This is a genomic window from Rhizorhabdus wittichii, from assembly GCF_017607425.1.
Lineage (GTDB): Bacteria > Pseudomonadota > Alphaproteobacteria > Sphingomonadales > Sphingomonadaceae > Rhizorhabdus > Rhizorhabdus wittichii.
On record NZ_CP059319.1, the window covers coordinates 928,006 to 951,159 of the forward strand.

20 protein-coding genes and 1 tRNA gene are annotated in these 23,154 nt (G+C 68.2%); 17 read left to right on the top strand and 4 right to left on the bottom strand.

Annotated elements, in window-relative coordinates; all coding sequences use genetic code 11:
- Nucleotides 1-13: 13 nt before the first annotated feature.
- The 5 genes from HRJ34_RS04505 to HRJ34_RS04525 all read left to right on the top strand — a co-directional run bounded on the left by HRJ34_RS04505 (nt 14) and on the right by HRJ34_RS04525 (nt 8,218).
- On the top strand, nt 14-2,056 hold the full coding sequence (locus tag HRJ34_RS04505; protein WP_208633462.1) for a hydantoinase/oxoprolinase family protein: 2,043 nt from the start codon (nt 14-16) through the stop codon (nt 2,054-2,056).
- A gap of 12 nt (nt 2,057-2,068) precedes the next feature.
- Entirely contained in the window at nt 2,069-3,808 is a 1,740-nt protein-coding gene (locus HRJ34_RS04510) for a hydantoinase B/oxoprolinase family protein (RefSeq protein ID WP_030089701.1), read from the top strand.
- A 33-nt stretch (nt 3,809-3,841) separates the two neighbouring features.
- Nucleotides 3,842-5,167, top strand: a complete 1,326-nt coding sequence (locus HRJ34_RS04515) for an MFS transporter (protein WP_049771091.1) — start codon at nt 3,842-3,844, stop codon at nt 5,165-5,167.
- Nucleotides 5,168-5,333: 166 nt separating this feature from the next.
- Entirely contained in the window at nt 5,334-7,442 is a 2,109-nt protein-coding gene (locus HRJ34_RS04520; protein WP_041378889.1) for a TonB-dependent receptor, read from the top strand.
- A gap of 71 nt (nt 7,443-7,513) precedes the next feature.
- Nucleotides 7,514-8,218: an RraA family protein gene (locus HRJ34_RS04525; RefSeq protein ID WP_011951327.1), complete on the top strand. Its 705-nt coding sequence runs from the start codon at nt 7,514-7,516 to the stop codon at nt 8,216-8,218.
- Here HRJ34_RS04525 and HRJ34_RS04530 read toward each other — a convergent pair.
- Both HRJ34_RS04530 and HRJ34_RS04535 read right to left on the bottom strand, forming a co-directional pair.
- Nucleotides 8,210-9,070 carry a hypothetical protein gene (locus HRJ34_RS04530; RefSeq protein WP_226949041.1) on the bottom strand — a complete coding sequence of 287 codons (861 nt, stop codon included), beginning with the start codon at nt 9,068-9,070 and terminating at the stop codon, nt 8,210-8,212. The genes HRJ34_RS04525 and HRJ34_RS04530 overlap by 9 nt on opposite strands.
- Before the next feature lie 34 nt (nt 9,071-9,104).
- Nucleotides 9,105-9,194: transfer RNA gene (locus tag HRJ34_RS04535), tRNA-Ser, on the bottom strand.
- Nucleotides 9,195-9,318: 124 nt separating this feature from the next.
- Here HRJ34_RS04535 and HRJ34_RS04540 point away from each other — a divergent pair.
- From HRJ34_RS04540 to HRJ34_RS04585, 10 genes are all read left to right on the top strand, one after another.
- Nucleotides 9,319-10,437, top strand: a complete 1,119-nt coding sequence (locus HRJ34_RS04540; RefSeq protein ID WP_208633463.1) for a lytic murein transglycosylase — start codon at nt 9,319-9,321, stop codon at nt 10,435-10,437.
- A complete protein-coding gene (locus HRJ34_RS04545) occupies nt 10,437-11,345 on the top strand; it encodes a septal ring lytic transglycosylase RlpA family protein (protein ID WP_226949042.1) in 909 nt (302 codons plus the stop codon). Before HRJ34_RS04540 ends, HRJ34_RS04545 begins: the two co-directional genes overlap by 1 nt.
- A complete protein-coding gene (locus HRJ34_RS04550) occupies nt 11,342-12,520 on the top strand; it encodes a D-alanyl-D-alanine carboxypeptidase family protein (RefSeq protein WP_011951331.1) in 1,179 nt (392 codons plus the stop codon). Before HRJ34_RS04545 ends, HRJ34_RS04550 begins: the two co-directional genes overlap by 4 nt.
- A 4-nt stretch (nt 12,521-12,524) precedes the next feature.
- The gene (gene tmk, locus HRJ34_RS04555; protein ID WP_011951332.1) at nt 12,525-13,151 is read left to right on the top strand and encodes a dTMP kinase; all 627 of its coding nucleotides are present in this window, start codon (nt 12,525-12,527) and stop codon (nt 13,149-13,151) included.
- Nucleotides 13,148-14,125: an AAA family ATPase gene (locus HRJ34_RS04560; protein ID WP_208633465.1), complete on the top strand. Its 978-nt coding sequence runs from the start codon at nt 13,148-13,150 to the stop codon at nt 14,123-14,125. Before tmk ends, HRJ34_RS04560 begins: the two co-directional genes overlap by 4 nt.
- A 69-nt stretch (nt 14,126-14,194) precedes the next feature.
- Complete coding sequence (gene metG, locus HRJ34_RS04565; RefSeq protein WP_208633466.1) at nt 14,195-15,754, top strand: methionine--tRNA ligase; 1,560 nt, start codon at nt 14,195-14,197, stop codon at nt 15,752-15,754.
- Nucleotides 15,754-16,530: a TatD family hydrolase gene (locus tag HRJ34_RS04570; protein WP_208633467.1), complete on the top strand. Its 777-nt coding sequence runs from the start codon at nt 15,754-15,756 to the stop codon at nt 16,528-16,530. The genes metG and HRJ34_RS04570 overlap by 1 nt, the downstream gene beginning before the upstream one ends.
- Nucleotides 16,527-17,291 carry an MBL fold metallo-hydrolase gene (locus tag HRJ34_RS04575; RefSeq protein WP_208633468.1) on the top strand — a complete coding sequence of 255 codons (765 nt, stop codon included), beginning with the start codon at nt 16,527-16,529 and terminating at the stop codon, nt 17,289-17,291. The genes HRJ34_RS04570 and HRJ34_RS04575 overlap by 4 nt, the downstream gene beginning before the upstream one ends.
- Nucleotides 17,288-17,464, top strand: coding sequence for a hypothetical protein (locus HRJ34_RS04580; RefSeq protein ID WP_208633469.1), 177 nt, complete (start codon nt 17,288-17,290; stop codon nt 17,462-17,464). Before HRJ34_RS04575 ends, HRJ34_RS04580 begins: the two co-directional genes overlap by 4 nt.
- A 414-nt stretch (nt 17,465-17,878) precedes the next feature.
- Nucleotides 17,879-18,844, top strand: coding sequence for a transposase (locus HRJ34_RS04585; RefSeq protein WP_226949043.1), 966 nt, complete (start codon nt 17,879-17,881; stop codon nt 18,842-18,844).
- Between the two features lie 12 nt (nt 18,845-18,856).
- Here HRJ34_RS04585 and HRJ34_RS04590 read toward each other — a convergent pair whose 3' ends face one another.
- A complete protein-coding gene (locus HRJ34_RS04590) occupies nt 18,857-19,387 on the bottom strand; it encodes a dihydrofolate reductase family protein (RefSeq protein WP_208633470.1) in 531 nt (176 codons plus the stop codon).
- A gap of 260 nt (nt 19,388-19,647) precedes the next feature.
- Here HRJ34_RS04590 and HRJ34_RS04595 point away from each other — a divergent pair, with 260 nt between their 5' ends.
- Both HRJ34_RS04595 and HRJ34_RS04600 read left to right on the top strand, forming a co-directional pair.
- Nucleotides 19,648-19,917: a hypothetical protein gene (locus tag HRJ34_RS04595; protein ID WP_208633471.1), complete on the top strand. Its 270-nt coding sequence runs from the start codon at nt 19,648-19,650 to the stop codon at nt 19,915-19,917.
- Nucleotides 19,911-21,257: a L,D-transpeptidase scaffold domain-containing protein gene (locus HRJ34_RS04600; RefSeq protein ID WP_226949044.1), complete on the top strand. Its 1,347-nt coding sequence runs from the start codon at nt 19,911-19,913 to the stop codon at nt 21,255-21,257. The genes HRJ34_RS04595 and HRJ34_RS04600 overlap by 7 nt, the downstream gene beginning before the upstream one ends.
- A 7-nt stretch (nt 21,258-21,264) precedes the next feature.
- Here the strand turns inward: HRJ34_RS04600 and mutL are convergent, their stop codons facing one another.
- Nucleotides 21,265-23,049, bottom strand: a complete 1,785-nt coding sequence (gene mutL / locus HRJ34_RS04605; protein WP_208633472.1) for a DNA mismatch repair endonuclease MutL — start codon at nt 23,047-23,049, stop codon at nt 21,265-21,267.
- Nucleotides 23,050-23,154 lie beyond the last annotated feature (105 nt).

Consider the following 23,154-nt stretch of genomic DNA (forward strand, 5'->3'; position numbering starts at 1 on the left):
AGAGGGAAGATGAATGTATCGCATAGGGTTCGACGTGGGCGGGACCTTCACCGACTTCACCATGCTCGATGAAGGGCGCGGCTCGGTTCATTATTTCAAGGTGCCTTCGACGCCGCACGATCCGTCCGAGGCGATCGGAACCGGGTTGTCGGCGCTGATCGCCGATCATGGCATCGATCCGGCGCTGATCCGCCATCTCGGCCATGGCACCACGGTCGCGACCAACATGGTGATCGAACGCAGGGGCGCGCTGACCGGGCTGATCACGACGCGCGGCTTCCGCGACACGCTCGAGATCGGCCGCCAGACCCGCCCGCATCTCTACGACTATTCGGTCAGCCGGCCGACCCCGCTGGTCCCGCGCGACCTGCGCCTGGAGGTCGACGAGCGGACCCTGTCCGACGGCACGGTCGAGGTTCCGCTCGACGAGGAGCAGGTCGCCGAGGCGGCCCGCAAGCTCGGCGAGGCCGGGGTCGGCGCGGTGGTGATCTGTTTCCTGCACAGCTATCGCCGCCCGGACCATGAGCGTCGCGCCGGGGAGATCGTCCGCGCGATCCTGCCCGACGCCTATATCAGCCTGTCGTCGAACGTCCTGCCCGAATTCCGCGAATATGAGCGCATGTCCACGACCGTGCTCAACGCCTATATGGGCCCGCGCATGGGCACCTATCTGGAACGGCTGCTCGGCCGGGTCGGCGATCTCGGCATCACCGGCGAGCTCGACACCGTCCATTCGAACGGCGGCCTGATGTCGGTGCCGACGGTGCGCGAGATCCCGGTGCGGACCTGCGTGTCGGGCCCGGCGGCCGGCGTGATCGGCGCGGCGGAGATCGGCCGCTTCGCCAATTTCCCCAACCTCGTCACCTTCGATGTCGGCGGCACCTCGACCGACGTGTCGGTCATCGTCGGCGGCAAGCCGCTGTTCGCGTCGGACAGGCTCGTGGCGGACTATCCGGTCAAGACGCCGATGATCGACATCCACGTCATCGGCGCGGGCGGCGGCAGCATCGCCGCGATCGACGACGCCGGCGCGCTGAAGGTCGGCCCGCGCAGCGCCGGCGCGGCGCCCGGCCCGGTCGCCTATGGCCGCGGCGGCACCGAGCCGACCATCACCGACGCGAACATCGTGCTCGGCCGGCTCGATCCGGTCGCGCTGCTCGAAGGGCGCCTCCCGGTCGACGCCGCCGCGGCGCGCGCGGTGATCGAGGAACGGATCGCGCGGCCGCTCGGCCTGTCGGTCGAGGAGGCGGCCTATGGCATCCTGCGCATCGCCAACGCCAATATGAGCCGCGCGATCCGCTCGGTCTCGACCGAGCGGGGCCACGACATCCGCGACTTCGCGCTGTTCGCCTATGGCGGCGCCGGGCCGCTCCACGCCTGCGACCTCGCCCAGGATTGCGGCATCCGCACCGTGCTGGTGCCGCAGGAGCCGGGGACGCTGTGCGCGCGCGGCATCCTGCTGTCGGACATCAACATGGACTTCGTCCGCAGCGAGCTGAGCCTGGCCGCCGACGCCTCCTGGCGGCGCGTCTGCGCGGTGCTCGGCGAGATGCGCGACGAGGCGACCGCCTGGCTGGTCCGCGAAGGCGTGGCCGAGGAGGACCGCCAACTCCGGATCATGGTCGACGCACGCTATGACGGCCAGAATTTCGAGGTGTCGGTGCCGCTCGACGACGTCCGCGAGGACGGGCTCGACGACATGGTCCAGCGCTTCCGCCGCCAGCATGTCCAGGAATATGGCTATGACGTGTCCGACCGCCCGGTCGAGATCGTCAACTGCCGCATCCAGGCGATCGGCCGGGTCGCGCGGGTGCCGGTCTCGGCGCCGGTGCCGGTGCCCGGCCTCGACGCCGTCAAGGGCCGCCGCCCGGTCTATTTCGGCAAGGATGCCGGCTGGGTGGAGACGTCGATCTACCGCCGCGGGCAATTGCCCATCGGGCGCACCTTCGCGGGGCCCGCGATCATCGAGGAGATGAGCTCGACCCTCATCGTCCAGCCCGGCCAGACCATCACGGTCGATCCGGTCGGCAACCTCATCGTTTCGATCTTCGAATAGGAATAGCAGACCATGGCAGACAGGGATTCCCCGATCAGCAAGGCCGAGGGCCAGTTGTTCGATCCGATCGCGATGGAGGTCTTCTCCAACCGCCTGCTCTCGATCACCGAGGACATGGGCAACCGGCTGGTCCGCGCCTCCTTCTCGCCCAACATCAAGGAGCGCAAGGACTGCTCGGTCGCGATGTTCGACGGCAAGGGGCGGCTGATCGCCCAGGCCGCGCACATCCCGATGCACCTCGGCTCGCTGTCGGGCGGTGTCGAGACGGTGCTGGGCGACTATGGCGTCGACAATGTCCGCGAGGGCGACGTCTTCATCTGCAACGACGCCTATCTGGCGGGCGGCACCCACGCCCCCGACATCACCATCGTCACGCCGATCTTCTGGGAAGGCCGCTGCCGCTTCTTCGCGGCGAACATCGGCCATCATTCGGACGTCGGCGGCACCTATCCGGGCTCGGTCTCCCCGACCGCGCGGACCGTGTTCGAGGAAGGCATCCGCATCCCGCTGGTCCGCATCGTCCGCGAGGGCGAACTGGACACCGGGCTGCTGACCCTGCTCGCGCAGAACAGCCGCGAGCCGGCCGACCGGGTCGCCGACCTCAAGGTGCAGATCGCCGCCAATGAGCGCGGCGCGCAGCTGATGCTCGAACTGGTCCGCCAGCTCGGCATCGACGCGGTCGAGCAGTCGATCGAGGACATCCTCGCCTATACCGCCCGGCGGCTGCGCAACCGCATCGCCGCGCTCAAGGACGGCACCGGCAGCCATGTCTGCCATCTCGACGACGACGGCTTCGGCGGCGATCCGGTGGCGATCCGCGCGACCCTGACGGTCGAGGGCGAGAATCTGACGGTGGACTTCGACGGGTCGGGGCCGCAATGCCGGGGCAGCTACAACATGCCCAAGAGCGCGATGCTGGCGAGCGTCTATTATGCGGTCAAGACGATGCTCGATCCCGAGCTGATGGCCAATGAGGGCATGTTCGCCTCGATCACGATGCGCGCGCCCGAGGGGACGATCACCAACCCGACCTTCCCGGCGGCGGTCGGCATGCGATCGAACACCGCGCAGCGGGTCGCGGCGTCGGTGATCGGGGCCTTCGCGCACTTCCTGCCGCGCGAGCGGGTGATGGCGGCGAGCAACGACGCGATGCCGGCGATGGTCTTCTCCGGCCGCAGCCGGCGGCGGCCGGGCACCTATGTCTATGTCGAGACGATCGGCGGCGGTGCGGGCGGACGGGCCGGGCATGACGGCGCCGACGGCACCCATGTCCACATCACCAACTCGTCGAACCTGCCGGCCGAGGCGCTGGAGAACGAATATCCGCTGGTGGTCGACGAATATAGCCTCGTCGCCGACAGCGGCGGCGCCGGGCAGTGGCGCGGCGGCATGGGCATCGCCCGGCAGATCCGCGCGCTCGACGACGACACCTTCTGCTATGCGTCGAGCGAGGGCACGATCGTTCCCGCCGACGGCGTGTTCGGCGGCGGCAAGGGAGCGGTCGCCCATATCATCCGCGACCGGGGTACTCCGGGCGAGCATGAGATACCCGCCAACCAGCCCCGGCTGGTGCTGGCGCCGGGTCAGTCGGTGCGGATCGAGACGCCCGGCGGCGGCGGCTTCGGCGACCCCGAGGCGCGCGACGCCGCCGCGATCGCCGCCGACCTGCGCCAGGGCCGGGTGACGCCGGCGGCGGCCCGCGCAGCCTATGGCGCGGAAAAGGCCGCCGAGGCGGAACGTCTGTCGGCCTGAGGGCCATCGGAACAACGAAAGGAAGCGATGCACATGGAAAAGGGACGGATCAGGGATTGGCTCGTCGTGCTGCTGCTGATGGCCGCCCTGATCCTGTCCTTCGTCGATCGGATCGGCCTGTCGCTGCTGGTCGATCCGATCCGGGCCGACCTGGGCATCAGCGATGCCGAGATCGGCCTGCTCCAGGGCATCGCCTTCGGCCTGTTCTTCGCGGTGATGGGGCTGCCGCTCGGCTGGCTCGCCGACCGCTGGTCGCGCAAGGGCACGATCATGCTCGGCGTCGGCATGTGGTCGGTCGCGACGGCCGCCTGCGGGCTCGCCGCCAACTTCCCCCAACTGCTGCTCGCGCGGATCGGGGTCGGGGCGGGGGAGGCGGGGCTCGCCCCCGCCAGCTATTCGATCGTCCATGACCGCTTCCCGCGCGAGCAGCTCGGCCGCGCGATCAGCCTGTTCCAGGTCGGCGGCGTGCTCGGCGCCGGGCTGGCGCTGCTGATCACCGGCTATGTCTATCGCTATTTCACCGGCGGGGGCGGGGCGGACCTACCCCTGATCGGCGGGTTGCGGCCGTGGCAGCAGACCTTCCTCGCCATCGCCACGCCGGGGCTGCTCTTCCTGATCCTGATCGCGATGATCCGCGAGCCCGAGCGGGTCGCCGGGCCGGCCGACGCCGCCGGAGCCGGCGAGCCGCGCGGCTTCGCGGCGATGGTCGCGGCGGTCCGGGCGCGCATCGGCCTCTATCTGCCGCTGTTCGTCGGCATGTCGGGGGTGATCATGACCAGCTATGCGCTGGTGTCGTGGATGCCGGCGGTGCTCGGCCGCGAGTTCCACTGGCCGGCCGAGGTGATCGGGGTGCGCTACGGGCTCGTCGTGCTGTCGGCGAGCCCGGTCGGGCTGCTCACGGGCGGATGGCTCGCCGATGCGCTGCTGCGCTCGGGAAGCGTCAATGCGCATGTCCGCGTCGTCGCGCTGGCGGCGCTGCTCGGCCTGCCGTTCGCGCTCGCGCTCGCCCTGCCGAGCGGCCCGGTGGGGCTGTTGCTGGTCGTGGGCGGTCTCCATTTCGCGGCCTCGATGCCGATGGGCGTGGTGCCCGCTTTCCTCCAGCTCGCGACGCCGCCGGCCGCGCGGGCACAGGTGTCGGGCCTCTATGTGCTGTTCATCAACGTCGTCGGGCTCGGGCTCGGGCCGACCCTCGTCGGCCTGCTGTCGACCGGCATGGGCCCCGACGCCGCCTCGCTCAGGCTCTCGATGGCGCTGGTGATCGGCCCTGCGATGCTGGTCGCGACGGCTGTGCTGGCCTGGTTGGCCCGCTCGACGCGGCACGAATCCGTGGCGGACGTCCGCCCGGCCTACGGCTCATAAGAATCGCTGATAGGGATTTATAATTAAATCAAACTCGAAATTATTCGATGAAATGGTAGCCCTAGTCCCTGTCGCCAATAAACCATCAATAAACTTGCGAAGGGGATTGGGCATGAAGAAGATAATTTCTGGGTCATCCATAAAAGTGCTTGGCGTTATCCTCTGCATGGCGCCCGCCCATGCGGTATTCGCGGCCGAAGCCGGCGCCGATAGCGAGGTTTCTTCTGTCGATAGCGGCGAGATCGTCGTCACCGCCCGGCGCCGCGCCGAAAGCCTGCAGGACGTTCCTGTCTCTGTGACAGCCTTCGACCAGGCCCAACTCGAAACCGCCGGCATCAAGAGCCTGCGCGACATGTCGCGGCTGATGCCCGGCGTCCAGTTCACCGAGCGCGGCAGCCTGTCGACCCAGCTCACCATCCGCGGCGTCGGCGGGGATTCGCGCAACATCGGCATCGAGGCCGGCGTCGGCATGTATCTCGACGGCGTCTATATCCCCCGCACCTCGGGCTACAATGCCGACCTGGCCGAGATCGCCCAGGTCGAGGTGCTGCGCGGACCGCAGGGGACGCTGTTCGGCAAGAATACGATCGGCGGCGTCATCAACATCACCACCAAGGAGCCCGGCGACACCGTCGAGGGCAGCGTCTACGCCAGCTATGGCAACTACAACGCCTTCCGGACGCAGGCGAGCATCTCCGGCCCGCTGTCGGACACGCTATCGGCCAAGCTGACCGTCGCGACCTATGACCGCGACGGCTATATCCACAACATCTTCAACGATCAGGACGTCAATGACGAGAACCGCCGCGGCGCCCGCGCGCAGATCGTCTTCAAGCCGTCCGACGCGCTGAAGGTCAAGCTGAACGCCGACTTCACCCGCGACCGGCGCACCGTGCTCCAGACCCAGATGGATTCGCCGGTCGGCGCGGCGGCGCCCTATTATACCGGCAACCGGTTCGAGGCGAACAGCGACCAGCCCAATGGCGACAAGCGCAACATGTGGGGCACCGACCTGACGGCGGAGTACAGCCTGCCCAACGACATGGTGCTGGCATCGATCTCGGCCTATCGGAAGATCGACGTCACGGTGTCGAGCGACATCGACCAGCTTCCGATCAACCTGTTCAATTCCAATCCGTTGACCGACTTCGTGCAGATGGCGAGTCAGGAATTCCGGATCACCTCGCCCAGCGACGGCCCGTTCCGCTACGTCGGCGGCCTCTATTATTACCACCAGAAGGGCACCGCGCTGCGGAAGATCTATATCGGCGGGTCGCTGGCCAACGGCGCGCTCAACCGTGCCAAGGCGATCACCAACAGCTACGCCGCCTATATCAACGCCGATTACGACCTGCTGCCGCAGCTCACCCTCAACGGCGGCCTGCGCTACACCTATGAGAAGAAGACCGGCGACTATCTGCAGGTTCGCGGCCCGGTGCTGAGCTATGATTTCGACGATCTGCGCCGCACCGACAAGAACGTCTCCTGGACGGGCAGCCTGACCTACAAGCCGACCCGCGAGCTGACGATCTACGGGACCGTCTCGAAGGGCTTCAAGTCGGGCGGCTTCAACCTCGACACGATCGGCGCGGCCAACCTGATCTCGCGCGACCTGATCTTCGGCCCGGAATCGGTGATCAACTATGAGGCCGGGATCAAGGGCCAGCTGTTCGGCCGGCTGCTGCGCTACAGCCTGGCGGCGTTCCGCATGGACTATTCGGACAAGCAGGTCGCCCAGATCGTGCCGACCGGGGCGAGCACCGTCTCGTCGGTCCAGGTCACCAACGCGGGCAAGGCGCGGATCAAGGGCTTCGAGGTCGAGGCGACGCTGCGGCCGTTCGAAGGGCTGAGCCTGTCGGGCAACGCCTCCTATCTCGACGCCAAATATACCCGCTTCGACTATTCGACGATCGGCTCGACGGTGGCGGTCTCCTATGCCGGCAACCGGATCGAGTTCACCCCCGACTGGATGATCGGCGGGCAGGCCGAATATCGTTTCCCGGCCGGACCGGGCGAGGTCTTCCTGGTCGGCAGCGCCACCTATACCGGCGACATGTACCTCCAGCCCGAGAAGCTGCCGAAATATCGCGAGTCCGGCTATACGCTGATCGACGCGCGGATCGGCTATGAGGTCGGCGACCTGATGATCGCGCTGTGGGGCAAGAACCTCACCAAGCAGGACTATCGCACCTATGCCCGCGTGTTCGGCGGCCTCGACCAGGCGGTCTGGGGCGAGCCGCGCACCTATGGCGTCGAGATGCGCTACCGCTTCTGACCGGCCGGGGCAGGGCGGCCGCGCCCGCCCTGCCGTTCCGTCCTCCCACTTTCTGCAAGGATGACCTGATCATGGCGATGCTTCCCGAACGGCGCATCTATGTCGTCAACCCGATGCCCGAGCAGATGCGCGCCGACCAGCGCGCCGCGCTGCTGGAGCTCGACACCGGCACGGTGGGCCACCACCTCGAGGCCGGCTTCATGGACGGCGGCATGATCCCGCGCATCCCGGGCAGCAAGATCGTCGGCACCGCCGTCACGGTGCGGATCACCGTGCCCGATTCGGTGATGGCGCATTATGCGCTCAAGTTCACCCGGCCCGGCGATGTGCTGTTGATCGACCGGGGGCAGGACCAGCGCACCTGCAACTGGGGCGGCGCGACCATCCACGCCGCGGCGGCGACCGGGCTGGAGGGCGTGATCGTCGACGGCGCGGTCAACGACATGGACGACGCCCGCGAGGCCGGCCTGCCGATCTGGGCGCGCAGCATCAGCCCCGTCACCACCAAATATCGCGGCATGGGCGGGGAGATGAACGTGCCGATCAGTTGCGGCGGCGTCGCGGTCGCGCCCGGCGACGCGATCCTCGCCGACGACAACGGCGTCGTCGTCATCCCGCGCGACCAGCTCGACGAGGCGATCGAGGGCAGCCTCAAATGGCTGGCGGCCGAACGGGCCTTCATGGAACGCTTCCGCGCCGAGCCGGGCCTCTGCTACCCCGACGTCACCGGCGCGACCGAGATCGTCGAAGCGGCGCTGCGGGCGCAATCAGCCTGACGGCGGGGGCATGTCCATTTTTTCCCAGGCGATAATCTTGGGAAGATCGCCTCCGGTGGCGTAGCCGAACGCTGCGCCGAGCGCTTCTTCGAACTCGAAATCAAAATTCGCGGTGCGTCGTTTTGCCGTGGCTTTCCCGACGCGCCGGGCCAGATAGTGACGCAGATGGCTTCCGTCCCTCATCTCGATACGGAATTTGCCGGCGCGGGAGGCTATCTGAAGATAGTCGTGCTCGGACCGTTCGAGGACGATGAATTCATCGGTACCGGTTCGAAGCAGCGCATCATAGAGCATATCCGAGTTCAAGGGATGGGGTGCTGGTTCACCCGATATGAACAATCCCAAATTCCCGGGAAGCGACACGCGATCGGGCCGCGAGCGCCCGGGCCCTGCGCGCTCGTCGGCGACGTCGCGCAGGAAACGCACGAGCGGCTCCGCATCCTTCCGGTTCGAATGCGCCACCCAGAGCATGAACGGGCTCACGAGGACGATGATGACCGCGATGAAGGCGAACCGCCCTGCGCCGGGTTCCTGATGCGCCATGCCCAGGCCGGCCAGCCCGATGAGGAAGGGGAGCATCAGGACGAACGCCGCCATGCCGTTCAGGTCCGATCCGGCGCGTCCCCTGATGCGGCAACCGGACCCATCGTCGGAAAGGACGCCGACCAATAGCGGGCCGTAGCGATCGGACGCACGAAACCATAAGCAGACGAACGGGCCAACGATCCACCCCCGGGCGCCGGCCTGGCGATAGAACCACCCCTTTTTCCGCGCGCGAAGCCTGGTTTTCAGAAGCGTCGACGAAACGGGGGAGTGAATCTCGAATTTGTAGCCGAACGGCTGAAACGACATGACCGCCCCCACCTCCAGGCTCGTGCCGGCGGAATGGCGGAGAGGGTGGGATTCGAACCCACGGTGGGCTTGCACCCACGGCGGTTTTCAAGACCGCTGCCTTAAACCACTCGGCCACCTCTCCGTCGGGTCGGCCCGAGGGATGCCTGCCCTTATCGCCGCTGCGGCCTTTCGTGCAAGTCGCGCGATCAAAGCATTTCACCCCCGGTCCAAGCTGTGGCAAGCAGGCTGCGGACAAAGGGGTTGGAATGCGAAGTTCGGTGTTGCGTAGGGCGGTCGCCGCCTTGGCTTTGATGGCGGCGGTGGCCGGGGTGGTGCCGGCGGTCGCGCAGCCGGCGGCGGAGGAAGGGCAGGCGCCTGACGACGCGGCGCGGCTGACCGATGCGCCCGCCGCCGCGGTTCCGACCGAGGACAGCCGGATGCGCGCCTTCATCGCCACGTTGCGCCCGCGCGCGCTGGAGATGGGGATCTCGCCGACCCTGTTCGACGCGACCCTGCCGACGCTGAGCTTCAACGCGCGGGTCGTCCGGCTCGATCGCGGCCAGCCCGGCGCGACGCCAGGCAGCACCGCCGCGCCGCCGCCCTTCGCGCCCTATCTGGCCAGCCATGTCGACCGGGTCCGGATCAACATGGGCCGCTCGCGCTACGGTTCGCTCCGCCCGCTGCTGCTGCGGATCGAGCAGGAGACGGGCGTGCCCGAGCAGATCATGCTCGCCATCTACGGGCACGAGACCGGCTATGGCACCTTCACGGGCAATTTCGACCTGCTCAACGCGCTCGGCACGCTGGCCTATGAGGGCCGCCGGCGCGAACTGTTCGCCGACGAGTTCCTCAAGACGCTGCTGTTGATGAACCGCGGCGTGCCCCGCAGCCAGCTCAAGGGAAGCTGGGCGGGCGCGACCGGCTATCCGCAGTTCCTGCCGAGCGTCTATCTGCGCCTCGCGATCGACGGCGACAATGACGGCAAGGCCGACATCTGGCGCAGCGAGCCCGACGCGCTCGCCTCGATCGGCAATTATCTGCGCGACGCGGGCTGGAAGAAGGGCGTCCCCTGGGGCGTGGCGGTGCGCGTTCCCGAGGGGATCGACCGGGCGGCGATCCGCTCGCCCCTGTCGTCGCCGCGCTGCCCGCGCGTGTTCGCCCGGCAGAGCCGCTGGCTGACCATCGCCGAATGGCGCGACAAGGGGCTGATGATGCTGAGCGGCCGGGTGCCGGCCGAGGACGAGCTGGCGACGCTGATCGAGCCCGACGGCAACGGCAATACCGGCTATCTGCTGACCACCAACTACCGCTCGATCCTCGATTACAACTGCTCCAATTTCTACGCGCTGTCGGTCGGCCTGCTCGGCGACGCGATCGTCGAATGATGCGGGCGTCGCATAGCGCCGCGCTCCTCGGCCTGGCCCTGCTGCTGGCGAGCTGCGGCGTTCCGCGTCCCGGCCGGCCGGGCCCTGCGCACCGGCCGACGCCGCAGGGCCCGGCGTCGGACACGCCGGTCAAGGTCGGCAAGCCCTATCAGGTCGCGGGCGTCTGGTATTATCCGTCCGACGAGGCGGGCTATGACGAGGTCGGGCTCGCCTCCTGGTACGGCGCGCAGTTCCACGGCGGGCAGACCGCCAATGGCGAGCAGTTCGACATGGATCGGGTCGGCGCCGCGCACAAGACGCTGCCGCTGCCCAGCTATGTCGAGGTGACCGCGCTCGACACCGGCCGGACGATCGTCGTCCGCATCAACGATCGCGGCCCGTTCGTCACCAACCGGATCATCGACCTGTCGCGCCGCTCGGCCCAGCTGCTCGGTATCGAGCGGGCCGGGGTTTCGCGGGTCCGGGTGCGCCGGGTCTATCCGTCCGACGCCGATCGGCTCGCCCTGCGCTGGGGCCGGCCGGCGTCCGACCGGCCCTATGCCTCCTCGTCGGAGCTCACCGCGCTCAACCGGCGCTTCGCGACGCGCCCGGCCGAGCCCAGGGCGCCGGCGCGGGTCGCCGCCGCGGTGCCCGACGAGGCGGTGCCGGTCGGCGGCTGGTTCATCCAGGTGACCGCGGTCGGCAACCGCGCGCGCGCCGAGGAGATCGCAGAGATCGTCGCCGGCCGGGTCGAGCCGGTCGGCAATCTCTGGCGGGTCCGGATGGGCCCCTATAAGAATGAGATGGAAGCCACGACCGCGCTGGCGCAGGCCCGGTCCTACGGCTATCAGGATGCCCGGCTGGTCCGCATCGCCGGTGGCGCCGGTTCGGTCGACATGCAAGGTTCGGAGGGAATTTCCAGGCAATGACGCGCAGCAAGATCGCCCTGCTTTCGGCTGTTTTCCTGATGGCGGCCATCCCGGCCGAGGCCGCCGCGCCGCCGTTCGACACGCCCGCGCCGGTCGCGTTCCTCAAGGATCTGTCGTCGGGCGCGATCCTCTACGCCAAGAATCCCGACCTGCGCATGCCGCCGGCGTCGATGGCGAAGATGATGACCGTCTATGTCGCCTTCGACCTGATCCAGAAGGGCGAGCTCAAGCTCGACGCGATGGCCACCGTCCGGCCCGAGACGTGGAAGCAGTGGCACGGCCCCGCCGCCGGATCGACGATGTTCCTGTCGCCCGGCGAGCAGGTGAGCGTCGCCAACCTGCTGTTCGGCATCGTCACCCTGTCGGGCAACGACGCCTGCGTCGTGCTGGCCGAGCATATCTCGGGCACCGAGCAGGCGTTCGTCGCGCTGATGAACCGCCGCGCCAAGGAGATGGGGCTGACCAACAGCCATTTCGGCACGTCGAACGGCTGGCCCGACGGCGGCGCCACCTACGTCACCGCGCGCGACCTCGCGACGCTCGCCGAGAAGACGATCGAGGAGCATCCCAAGCTCTACAAGACCTTCTACAGCCGTCCCAGCTTCACCTGGGGCAAGACGATGGGCGGCGGGCAGGACATCACCCAGGCGAACCGCGACCCGCTGCTCGGCCGCGTGGCGGGCGCCGACGGCCTCAAGACCGGTCATACCGAGGAGGCCGGCTTCGGCTTCACCGGCTCGGCCGAGCAGAATGGCCGCCGTCTCGTCATGGTCCTGTCGGGACTGACCTCGTTCAACCAGCGGATCGACCAGTCGGTCTCCTTCATGAACTGGGGCTTCCGCTCCTGGCAGTCGAAGCCGGTCGTGCCGAAGGGCCGCAAGGTGCAGACTGCCGAGGTCCAGCTCGGCGACGAGCGCGAGGTCGGCCTGGTCGCGCCGAAGGACCTGGTCGTCACCGTTCCGGCCGGGCTGGGTTCGGACCTCAAGACCAAGGTGGTCTATCAGGGGCCGATCAAGGCGCCGTTCAAGAAGGGCGACCATATCGCCGACCTCGTCGTCAGCGGTCCCGACATGGTGCCGCAGAAGCTGCCGCTCGTCGCCGACCAGGACGTCGGCACGGCCGGCTTCTTCAACCGGATGATGGCGGGCCTGCGCTGGCTGTTCGGCCTCGCCTGAGGCCGTGCCCGGTCGATTCATCACCCTGGAAGGCGGGGAGGGGGTCGGCAAGTCGACCCAGGCCAAGGCGCTGGCCGCCGCGTTGCGCGCGCGCGGGCTCGACGTGGTCGAGACGCGCGAACCGGGCGGCAGCGACGGCGCCGAGGCGATCCGCCGCCTGCTGCTCGAAGGCGCCGCCGACCGCTGGAACGCGCGCGCCGAGGCGCTGCTGTTCGCCGCCGCCCGCGCCGATCATGTCGCGCGGACGATCCGGCCCGCGATCGAGGCCGGCCGCTGGGTGGTGTGCGATCGCTTCCTCGACAGCTCGATCGCCTATCAGGGCGGCGCCGACGGGCTCGGCGACGAGGCGATCCGGACGCTGCACGCGATCGGCAGCGCCGGCTACCTGCCCGATCGCACCCTGCTGCTCGACATGCCGGTGTTCGACGCGGCCTTCCGTCAGGCCGAGGCCGGGATCGCCAACAGCGATCGGTTCGAGAAGCGCGACGAGGCCTTCCACGACCGGGTCGCGGACAGCTTCCGCAGGATCGCAGCGCAAGAACCGGCGCGAATCCGCACGATCAACGCGCAAGGGTCGCCGCAAGAGGTGACCGCGCGGCTGATCGAAGCGCTGGCGGACCTGTTGCCATGAGCCTGGTCGGCCATGACGAGCAGATCGCCGCGTTCCGCGAGGCGGCGGATTCGGGGCGGCTGCACCATGCCTGGCTGCTGACCGGCCCCGAGGGCGTCGGCAAGGCGAGCTTCGCGCTGGCAGCGGCGACCCGGCTGCTGGCCGACGCGGCGGGGCCGCGGGTCGGCCTGCCCGGCATCGAGACGCCCGACGATCACCCGATCGTCAATTATATCCGCGCCGGCAGCCATCCCGATATCCGCATCCTCGCGCGGCTGACCAAGGACAAGTCGGACGATCTGGCGCGGTCGATCAGCATCGAGCAGGTCCGCTCGCTCCAGAGCCTGTTCGCGACCACGCCCAGCCTGTCGCCGCGCCGCGTGGTGATCATCGATGCGATCGACGACCTCGAACGCCCCGCCGCCAACGCCCTGCTCAAGAATCTGGAGGAGCCGCCCGCCGGCACCACCTTCTTCCTGATCAGCCATGCGCCGGGCCGGCTGCTGCCGACGATCCGCTCGCGCTGCCGCCAGCTCCGCTTCGTGCCGCTCGGCGCTGCCGACATGCGGCTGGCGCTGCGCCGCGCGCTGCCCGAGGAGCCGGCCGACGAGATCGACGCGCTGGTAAGCGTCGGCAACGGCTCGCCAGGCCGCGCGCTCGGCTTCGCCGGGCTCGAGATCGCGGCGCTCGACGCCGCGATGGACCGGCTGGTGGGGCAGGGCGATCCGACCAACGCGGTTCGCGCCATCCTGTCGAAGCAGCTCGGCACCAAGGCCACGCAGGCGCGCTACGAAGCCTATCTGGAGCGGGTGCCGGCGCGGATCGCGGCCGAGGCGCGCGGCCGCCAGGGGCCGGCGCTGGCCGAGGCGATCGCGCTGTGGGAGGACGCCCGCCGGATCGGCGAGAGCGCGGTCCACCTCTCGCTCGATCAATCGACCACGGTGTTCGAGCTGGCGACGATGCTGGCGAAGCTGGCGCCGGCGCCCGCTCGATAACCTTGGCGGGGCACTTCTGGTCAATCCGGGCGTTGCGGATTGCCGAGCCTCTGCCTAATGGCTGAACCCATGTCGGAACCTTATTACATCACCACGGCGATCAGCTATCCCAATGGCCGCCCGCATATCGGCCACGCCTATGAGGCGATCGCGGCGGACGCGATCGCGCGTTTCCAGCGGTCGATGGGCCGCGACGTGCGGTTCCAGACGGGAACCGACGAGCATGGCCTGAAAATGGCCCAGGCGGCGCGCGCGCGCGACATCACGCCACGCGCCTTGGCCGATGAGATGTCCTCCTATTTCAAGGAGATGTGTGACACTCTCAACATCTCCTGCGATCGCTTCATTCGCACCAGCGACGCCGATCATTACGCCGCCAGCCAGGCGATCTGGCAGGCGATGGAGGCCAATGGCGATCTCTATCTCGATCGCTATGAAGGCTGGTATTCGGTCCGCGACGAGGCCTTCTACGACGAGAAGGAGCTGACCGACGGGGAAGGGGGACAGAAACTGTCGCCCCAGGGCACCCCGGTCGAATGGACCAAGGAGGAGAGCTGGTTCTTCCGGCTGTCCCGATATCAGGAGCCGCTGCTCCAGCTCTATCGCGACCAGCCCGATTTCATCCGGCCGGAAACCCGCCGCAACGAGATCGTCAGCTTCGTCTCGGGCGGGCTCAGCGACCTGTCGGTGTCGCGCACCAGCTTCGACTGGGGCGTGCCGGTGCCGGGCAGCCCGGGCCATGTCATGTATGTCTGGGTCGACGCGCTGACCAACTACCTGACCGGCATCGGCTATCCCGACCGCGATGCGGCGCTTGGCCGGTATTGGCCGGCGAACCTGCACCTGATCGGCAAGGACATCGTCCGCTTCCACACCGTCTACTGGCCGGCCTTCCTGATGTCGGCGAAGATACCGCTGCCGAAGCAGGTGTTCGGCCATGGCTTCCTGCTCAACAAGGGCGAGAAGATGTCGAAGTCGGTCGGCAATGTCGTCGATCCGATGACGATGGCCGAACGCTACGGCGTCGACCAGCTTCGCTATTTCCTGCTCCGCGAAGTCAGCTTCGGGCAGGACGGCAGCTATGGCCATGAGGCGATCGTCCACCGCGCCAATGCCGAGCTGGCGAACAGTTTCGGCAATCTGGCGCAGCGCACCCTGTCGATGATCTTCAAGAATCTCGACGGCGAGCTGCCCGCGCTCGACCGCACCGAGGAGGATGCCGCGCTGGTCCGCGCGGTCGCGACCGCCTGCCTCGACGAGACGCCGCGCGCCTTCGAGCAGCTCGCCTTCTCGATCGGGATCGAGGCATGGATGAAGGCGGTGTTCGCCTGCAACCAATATGTCGACGCCCAGGCGCCCTGGACGCTGCGCAAGACCGATCCGGAGCGGATGAAGACCGTGCTGGGTACGCTGTTCGCGGTGATCCGCGACCTCGCCATAACGATCCTGCCGATCATCCCGGACAGCGCGGGCAAGCTGCTCGACCAGATGGGCGTCGCCGCCGACGCGCGCGACTTCGCGGCGATCGAGAGCCAGGCCTGGTATGACGAGCTGCGCGCCTCGGGCTATCGGGTCGCGCAGCCGGTGCCGCTGTTCCCGCGGCTCGAGCTGGAAACGGCGGACGCCTGATGTTCGTCGACAGCCATTGCCACCTCAACTATTCCGGGCTCGCCGATCGCCAGCAGGAGGTGCTGGCGGCGGCGCGCGCGGCCGGCGTCTCGACGATGCTCAACATCTCGACCCGCGCCTCCGAATGGAGCGCGGTGCTGGCGACCGCCGAACATGAGCCAGACGTCTGGGCCAGCGTCGGCATCCACCCGCACGACGCCGACACCCATGCGGACGTCGAGACCGCGCTGCTGGTCGAGCGGGCCGAGCATCCGCGCGTGATCGGCATCGGCGAGACCGGGCTCGACTTTTACTACGACAAGTCGGACCGCGACCGGCAGCGCGCCAGCTTCCGCCGTCACATCGCCGCCGCGCGCCAGACCGGCCTGCCGCTGATCGTCCACACCCGCGAGGCGGAGGAGGACACCAAGGCGATCATGGCCGAGGAGCTGGGGAAGGGGGCGTTCACCGCCGTTATCCACTGCTTCACCGGCAGCGCCGACCTCGCCCGCGCGATGCTCGATCTCGGCTTCTTCATCTCGCTGTCGGGGATCGTGACCTTCAAGAATGCCGGCGACCTGCGCCGGACCGCGCATCTCATCCCGCGCGACCGGCTGCTGATCGAGACCGACAGCCCGTTCCTCGCGCCGGTGCCGCATCGAGGCAAGCCGTGCGAGCCGGCCTTCGTCGTCGACACGGCGCGGCTGCTGTCGAGCGAGCTCGGCTGGGATATCGAAGATCTGGCCGCGAGGACCAGCGACAACTTCTTCAACTTGTTCACGAAAGCGACGAGATGAAGCTCCGGGTCCTGGGTTGCGGAACGTCGTCGGGCGTCCCCAGGATCGGCAATGACTGGGGCGATTGCGACCCGGCCGAGCCGCGCAACCGGCGCAGCCGAGCCTCGATCCTGGTCGAAAGCGCCACGACCCGGCTGCTCGTCGACACCACGCCGGACATGCGCCAGCAGCTGCTCGACGCCGACGTCATCGCGATCGACGCGATCCTGTGGACGCACGACCATGCCGATCATTGCCACGGCATCGACGACGTCCGGCAGATATATCATGCGCGCCGCGCGCCGGTGCCGGGCTATGCCTTTGCCGAGGCGATGCAGCAGCTCAGGCGGCGCTTCGATTATGTCTTCACGGGGCGCGACGGCTATCCGCCGACGGTCGAGCCGGGGGTGCTCGAACCCGACATGACGATCGGCGACATCCGCATCCGCTGCGTCGCACAGCCGCACGGATCGATCTTCAGCGCCGGGCTACGCTTCGATCATGATGGGAAGTCGATCGGCTATTCGACTGATTTCCATGAATTTACTGACGAGATGATCGGCCTGTTCAGCGGCGTCGACATCTGGGTGGTCGATGCGTTGCGCGCGCGGCCGCATCCGACGCACGCGCATCTCGCCATGACGCTCGACGCGATCCGGACCTGCGCGCCGGGCCGCGCGCTGTTGACGCATATGGACCAGTCGATGGACTATGCGCGGCTCGGCGAAAGCCTGCCGGACGGCGTCGAGCCGGCCTATGACGGACTGGAGGTGCAGCCATGAGCGGAGACAGGATCGTCGGACTGATCGCGATCGTCGCGATGCTGATCCTCGTGGCGCCGGCGATCGCACGGCGACAATTGCCGGCCGGGCGGCTGGTCCGGCTTGCGCTGATCTGGGCGGTGATCTTCATGGCGGCGACGGCGATCGTGCTGTTGCTCGGCCGGGGATTATAAGCCGGAAGCCATTGAGGGGGCTGGAAAATCGCTGGAATAGCGGCCCCACCGATATCTTGATTTAACATAATATATATTATCGGACTATTGGATTTACCCTTGCCCCTGTCGTCATTCCCGCGAAAGCGGGAATCCACGGTCACGGCGCATTCCGTCTCCTGCGGACCGCCGTCCATGGATTCCCGCTTTCGCGGGAATTGTCTCTCGGGAAAATGATTTAAGAGTGGGTGGCTGGCGAGACGAGCTGCGGGGTGGCCACCCCGCAGCTCGTGGCGGCAAGGCGCCCGTGCGGGAATAGGTCGAAACGACCGACGTCATCCAGGGCTCTTGTCGCCCCAGCTTCGCATCGCTTGCTGACTTGAATGGGCCGCCTTTCGGCACGCCCGCAGACAATTCGAAGCATGGGACCCCAAGATGATACGATATGCCGACGAAATCCAGACAGCTCTTGGCCTCGACGTATCCCAGGACAGCGTGACCCTGTTCGACAGCGTAACCGGCCAGACCCTCACCATAGCCAACGAGACCCAGGCCCTCACGGCCGCGCTCGATCCGCTGCGCAACCGCGATCTGGCCGTATGCGAAGCGACCGGAGGCCATGAGGACAAGCTCCTCGCCGTCCTCTGCGGCCTCGCCATCCCCGTTCACCGCGGTGATGCCGCCAGATCAAGGCCTATATCCGCTCCTTCGGCAAACGCGCCAAGACCGACCCCATCGATGATGCCCGCTGGCTCGGCCGCTACGCCATCGACCGCGGTCGGCCTGATGCGCTGGCAACGCCTCCCGAGCCTTGCCAGGCCGAATCCAGCCCGGCCTCCTCGTCTCACGACACGCCTCGATCTCGTCGCCATGAAGCGCCAGGAAACCAATCGCCTCAAGGCCCCTCGTGGGCATCTCGTCGCCGACGACATCCGCGACCATATCGCCGATCTCGAACACCGTATCCGCACCATCGAGGTTCAGATCGAGGAGCTCATCAACCAACACCGCGACCTCAGCTCCCGCGCTCGCGCCTTGCGATCCATCCCAGGCGTCGCCGCCGTCCTCGCTCCTCTCCTGATCGCAACCATGCCCGAACTCGGCTCTCTCAACCGCCGGCAGGCCGCAAGCCTCGCTGGTTGCGCCCCTCATCCCAGAGACAGCGGAAAACTCCAGGCCCGCCGACACAGCTCAGGCGGACGAAGGCAGATCAGGCCCGCCCTCTTCATCGCCGCCCTCGCCGCCGCTCGCGGCAAAAATCCTCTCGCAGACTTCTACAACGCACTCGTCCGCGCTGGAAAACCCAAACGCCTCGCTCTCGCCGCCCTCATGCGCAAAATCATCTGCATCGCCAATGCTCGCATCCGCGACGCTGCCAATCTCCAGCCTCAACTGACTTGATGACGGAAGACCCTAAACAGGAACGTAGGTCAGCCTGACCACGCTCTCGCCGATCCGATCGCTGGCGATCAGGCGCAGCCGCGGCCGAGGACCGGCGAAGAACGGCTTGCCGCCGCCGAGCACGACGGGATGCAGATAGAGCCGATATTCGTCGACCAGCCCGAGGTCGGCCAGGCCGTGCGCCAGCTCGGGCCCGGAAACCTCGATCACCCCGTCCAGACGCGCCTTCAGGTCGCGGACCGCCGCTTCCACCTCGCTGTCGACCAGAATGGCATTGGGGCCGACCGACGTCAGCGAGCGCGACACGACCCATTTCGGCTTGCTCCGCCACGCCGCCGCATAGGCGTGGCGTTCCGCGTCCCATTCGGGATGCTCCTCGTCCCAATAGCGCATCACCTCGTACATGCGCCGGCCGTACAGGCTGCCGGTCAGGCCGCGCATGTCGTCTATCCAATGCCGGAACAGCACCGGATCGGGCGCGAATTCCATGTGGTCGACATAGCCGTCCAGCGACATGTTCAATGCGAATATGAGCTTCGCCATGGACGATTTTCCTCGGAAGGGATCGAGGCCAGGGTACGCAGAACCGGAGCCGTCTGCAATTCCGCCCTTTCCTTCCGGCTCCGTCTCGAATGTATTCCGGGTCACACAAGCAAGCCGGTCGGCGCGCGGGCGCAACCAGTTGGCGATGTCGGGCGTTGCCGTTCATCTTCCAGCCATCGAACGGGCAGCCTGCTTGCCCGTGCGGTCCGGCTGGACCGTCGCCCGCCAGTCCGCGGCGCCAGCCCAAGGGAGGTTGCCCGATGAAGATAAGATTGATCGCCATGTCGATGGCCACGGCGCTGATGCTCAGCGCCTGCGCCAGCACGCAGAAAGCGAGGGAGGGTGCGACTGCCGCGCCGCCGCCACCTCCGCCCGGCGCCGTTCCCGGCAACGTCGCCGCCGATGCGACGGCGGCAGGATGCGTCGACGGCTATTATTCGGCCGACGGCATCTATCACCCGAACCTGCCGCCGGCCCCGCCACCGCCTCCCCCGCCGCCGACCCGCCGCGGGGGAGCAGGAACTTGTTGATCGCCCACTTCGGGGGAATGCGGCGCGTCCGCATTCCCCAGCTTGCCCTGCTCCTGCTGGCCGGGCTCGCCTGTACGACCGTCTCCGCCGAAGCCGCCAAACCCAAGACCGCCGCCAGGGCCAAGCCCGTCGCCGGGCAACGCGCGATCGCGCTCGCCATCCGTGACCAGGGCCGTGGCCAGATCGCGAGCTTCTACGCCACGCGCGGCTTCTGGCCGCTCTGGGCGTCGAGCGGCCGGATCGGCCCCGAGGCCGACACGCTGATCGCCATGCTGAAGACCGCCGATCTCGACGGCCTCGATCCGTCCTCCTATCGCATCGACCGGCTCCGCGCCCTCGTCGCCAAGGGACGCTCCGCCGATCCGCAGGCGATCGCGGAGGCCGAACTGGCGCTGTCGGCGGCCTTCGCCGACTATGTCGCCGAGGTCCGCAAGCCGCGCGGCGTCCGCATCAAATATCTCGACCCCGAGCTCAAGCCGCGTCCCGTCACCGCGCTGACCGCGCTGAGGGGCGCCGCGCTGCAGCCGTCGCTCGGCAGCTATATCGCGACGATGGGATGGATGAGCCCGCATTATGTCCGGCTGCGCGCCCTGCTCGCCCAGGCCCGGGAGCGCAAGAGCCCGCGCGAGACCGTCCAGCGCCTGCGCCTCAACCTCGATCGCGCCCGGCTGCTGCCAGGTCCATGGACCCGCCATGTCGTCGTCGACGCGGCGTCGGCGCGGCTCTGGTATTATGAGGGCGGCAAGCAGCGCGCGATGATGCGCGTCGTCGTCGGCGCGCCCGAGACCGAGACGCCGATGCTGGCCGGCATGGTCCGCTACGCGGTCCTCAACCCCTATTGGAACGTCCCCGACTATCTGATCCAGCGCAGGCTCGCCCCGAAGATCGTCGCCGGTGCGACGTCGGCCTCGCTGCGGATGGAGGTGCTGTCCGACTGGAGCGCCTCCCCGCGCCGCCTCGCCGCCGACGAGGTCGACTGGCCGGCGGTCGCCGCGGGCCGCAAGCTGGTGCGGATGCGCCAGCTTCCCGGCCGCGACAATGCGATGGGGCGGGTCAAGTTCATCTTCCCCAACGATCTCGGCATCTACCTCCACGACACGCCCGACAAGGGGCTGCTGTCGAAAGCCGACCGGCATCTCAGCAACGGCTGCATCCGCCTCCAGGATGCGCCGGGCCTGTACCGCCTGATGTTCGGACGCCCCCTCCCCGCCGCGTCGAAGCAGCCCGAGCGCGACGTGGCGCTGCCGGCGCCGATCCCCGTCTATCTGACCTATATCACCGCGACGCCGACCGAGCGCGGCATCGGCTTCCTGAAGGACGTCTACGGCCGCGACGAATGATCGACGGTCACTTGCGCCCGAACAGCTTCTCGATGTCGCCATGGCCGAGCTTGATCCAGGTCGGCCGGCCATGGTTGCACTGGCCAGAATGCGGCGTCACCTCCATTTCGCGGAGCAGCGCGTTCATCTCGGCGACCGACAGCGTCCGGCCCGCGCGGACCGATCCGTGGCAGGCCATGGTGGCGGCGACATGGTCGAGCCTTTCCTTGAGCGACAGCGCCTCGTCATAGGCCGCCAGCTCGTCGGCCAGGTCGACGATCAGGCCGTGGACGTCGCCCTGCCCCAGCAAGGCCGGCGTCGCCCGCACCAGCATCGCCTTGGGCCCGAAGCGTTCGAGCTCGAGTCCCATCTCGGCCAGCTCGGCGATCCGCGTTTCGAGCCGGTCGCAACCGACCTCGTCGAGTTCGACGACCTCGGGCAGCAGCAGCGCCTGCCGCGCGACGCCGCCGTCGGCCATCGCCCGCCGCATCCTTTCGAGGACGAGCCGCTCGTGCGCCGCATGCTGGTCGACGATCACCAGCCCGTCCTCGGCCTCGGCGACGATATAGGTGGCGGCGACCTGGCCGCGCGCGACGCCCATCGGATAGCTCGCCTGCTGCGGCGGCGGGCTGTAGGCGGGCTCGGCCCGCGCCATCGGCGCCGGGGCGAAGTCCGCCACCCGGTCCCAGACGCTGCCCTGCCCGCTCCGCTCGGCGGCGGCGCTGAAGGCGAAGCCGTTGGGGATCGCCGGCGCCATCGACGGCGCGGTCGGCAGCCCGCCCGCCTGCCAGTTGCCGAGCGCCGCGACCGAGGGCCGCTGGACGCTGCGATGCCCGGCCTCGTCGAGCGCAGCGCGCAGGCCGCCGACGATCATGCCGCGCACCAGCCCCGGATCGCGGAAGCGCACCTCGGTCTTGGCGGGATGGACGTTGACGTCGACCTGATCGCCGGGAAGCTCGACGAACAGCGCGATCACCGGGTGCCGGTCGCGCGCCAGCATGTCCTGATAGGCGCCCCGGACGGCGCCGATCAGCAGCCGGTCCTTCACCGGCCGGCCGTTGACGAACAGGAACTGGTGGTCGGCGACGCCGCGGTTGAAGGTCGGCAGGCCGGCGACGCCGGTCAGCGACACCGCCTCGCGCCGGAAATCGACCGCGACGCTGTTCTCGGCCAGGTCGCGGTCGGTGAGCGCCGCGACCCGGTCGACCCGCTGCTCGTCGGGCGCGACCAGGATCGCCCGCCGCCCCTCATGCTCCAGCGTGAAGCCGATGTCGGGCCGCGCCATGGCGAGCCGCTTGATGACGTCGACGCAGGCCGCATATTCGGCGCGCGCCGAGCGCAGGAATTTGCGCCGCGCCGGCACCTTGGCGAACAGGTTCGACACGCGGATGCGGGTGCCGGGCGGAAGCGCCGCCGGCCCCTCCCCGACCAGCTCGCCATGGTCGACCCGGCGATGCCACCCGTCGGCGCCGCGCACCCGGCTTTCGATGGTGAGGTCGGCGACGCTGCCGATCGAGGGCAGCGCCTCCCCCCGGAAGCCCAATGTCGTGACGGCCTCGATCGCGTCGTCGGGCAGTTTCGAGGTGGCATGGCGCTCCAGCGCCAGCGCGATCTCGTCGGGCGTCATGCCGCAGCCGTCGTCGGCGACGTCGATCGCAGAAAGCCCCCCTTCTGAAAGGCTTACGGAAATCCGCCTGGCCCCTGCGTCGATCGAATTCTCGACCAGTTCCTTGAGCGCGCTGGCCGGTCTTTCGACCACTTCACCGGCGGCAATGCGATTCACCAGATGCTCGGGCAGGCGGCGTATTGACATGGGCATTGTCCTAGCCCAAGCGGCGGCGTTCCGCACCCCTTGATAGACGCCGGATTTTCCTCGCCGATCGGGTGGTGCGACCGATACGCAAAATCCGTCCCGGGG

Bases quoted from the DNA above. Each gene is read 5' to 3' on its own strand.
- HRJ34_RS04540 (WP_208633463.1), top strand. From the start codon at position 9,319: ATGCGAAGTTCGGTGTTGCGTAGGGCGGTCGCCGCCTTGGCTTTGATG.
- HRJ34_RS04560 (WP_208633465.1), top strand. From the start codon at position 13,148: ATGAGCCTGGTCGGCCATGACGAGCAGATCGCCGCGTTCCGCGAGGCG.
- HRJ34_RS04530 (WP_226949041.1), bottom strand. From the start codon at position 9,070: ATGTCGTTTCAGCCGTTCGGCTACAAATTCGAGATTCACTCCCCCGTT.
- HRJ34_RS04510 (WP_030089701.1), top strand. From the start codon at position 2,069: ATGGCAGACAGGGATTCCCCGATCAGCAAGGCCGAGGGCCAGTTGTTC.
- HRJ34_RS04505 (WP_208633462.1), top strand. From the start codon at position 14: ATGTATCGCATAGGGTTCGACGTGGGCGGGACCTTCACCGACTTCACC.
- HRJ34_RS04515 (WP_049771091.1), top strand. From the start codon at position 3,842: ATGGAAAAGGGACGGATCAGGGATTGGCTCGTCGTGCTGCTGCTGATG.
- mutL (WP_208633472.1), bottom strand. From the start codon at position 23,049: ATGTCAATACGCCGCCTGCCCGAGCATCTGGTGAATCGCATTGCCGCC.
- HRJ34_RS04595 (WP_208633471.1), top strand. From the start codon at position 19,648: ATGAAGATAAGATTGATCGCCATGTCGATGGCCACGGCGCTGATGCTC.
- HRJ34_RS04520 (WP_041378889.1), top strand. From the start codon at position 5,334: ATGGCGCCCGCCCATGCGGTATTCGCGGCCGAAGCCGGCGCCGATAGC.
- metG (WP_208633466.1), top strand. From the start codon at position 14,195: ATGTCGGAACCTTATTACATCACCACGGCGATCAGCTATCCCAATGGC.
- HRJ34_RS04585 (WP_226949043.1), top strand. From the start codon at position 17,879: ATGATACGATATGCCGACGAAATCCAGACAGCTCTTGGCCTCGACGTA.
- HRJ34_RS04545 (WP_226949042.1), top strand. From the start codon at position 10,437: ATGCGGGCGTCGCATAGCGCCGCGCTCCTCGGCCTGGCCCTGCTGCTG.
- HRJ34_RS04550 (WP_011951331.1), top strand. From the start codon at position 11,342: ATGACGCGCAGCAAGATCGCCCTGCTTTCGGCTGTTTTCCTGATGGCG.
- HRJ34_RS04575 (WP_208633468.1), top strand. From the start codon at position 16,527: ATGAAGCTCCGGGTCCTGGGTTGCGGAACGTCGTCGGGCGTCCCCAGG.
- HRJ34_RS04580 (WP_208633469.1), top strand. From the start codon at position 17,288: ATGAGCGGAGACAGGATCGTCGGACTGATCGCGATCGTCGCGATGCTG.
- HRJ34_RS04570 (WP_208633467.1), top strand. From the start codon at position 15,754: ATGTTCGTCGACAGCCATTGCCACCTCAACTATTCCGGGCTCGCCGAT.
- HRJ34_RS04590 (WP_208633470.1), bottom strand. From the start codon at position 19,387: ATGGCGAAGCTCATATTCGCATTGAACATGTCGCTGGACGGCTATGTC.
- HRJ34_RS04525 (WP_011951327.1), top strand. From the start codon at position 7,514: ATGGCGATGCTTCCCGAACGGCGCATCTATGTCGTCAACCCGATGCCC.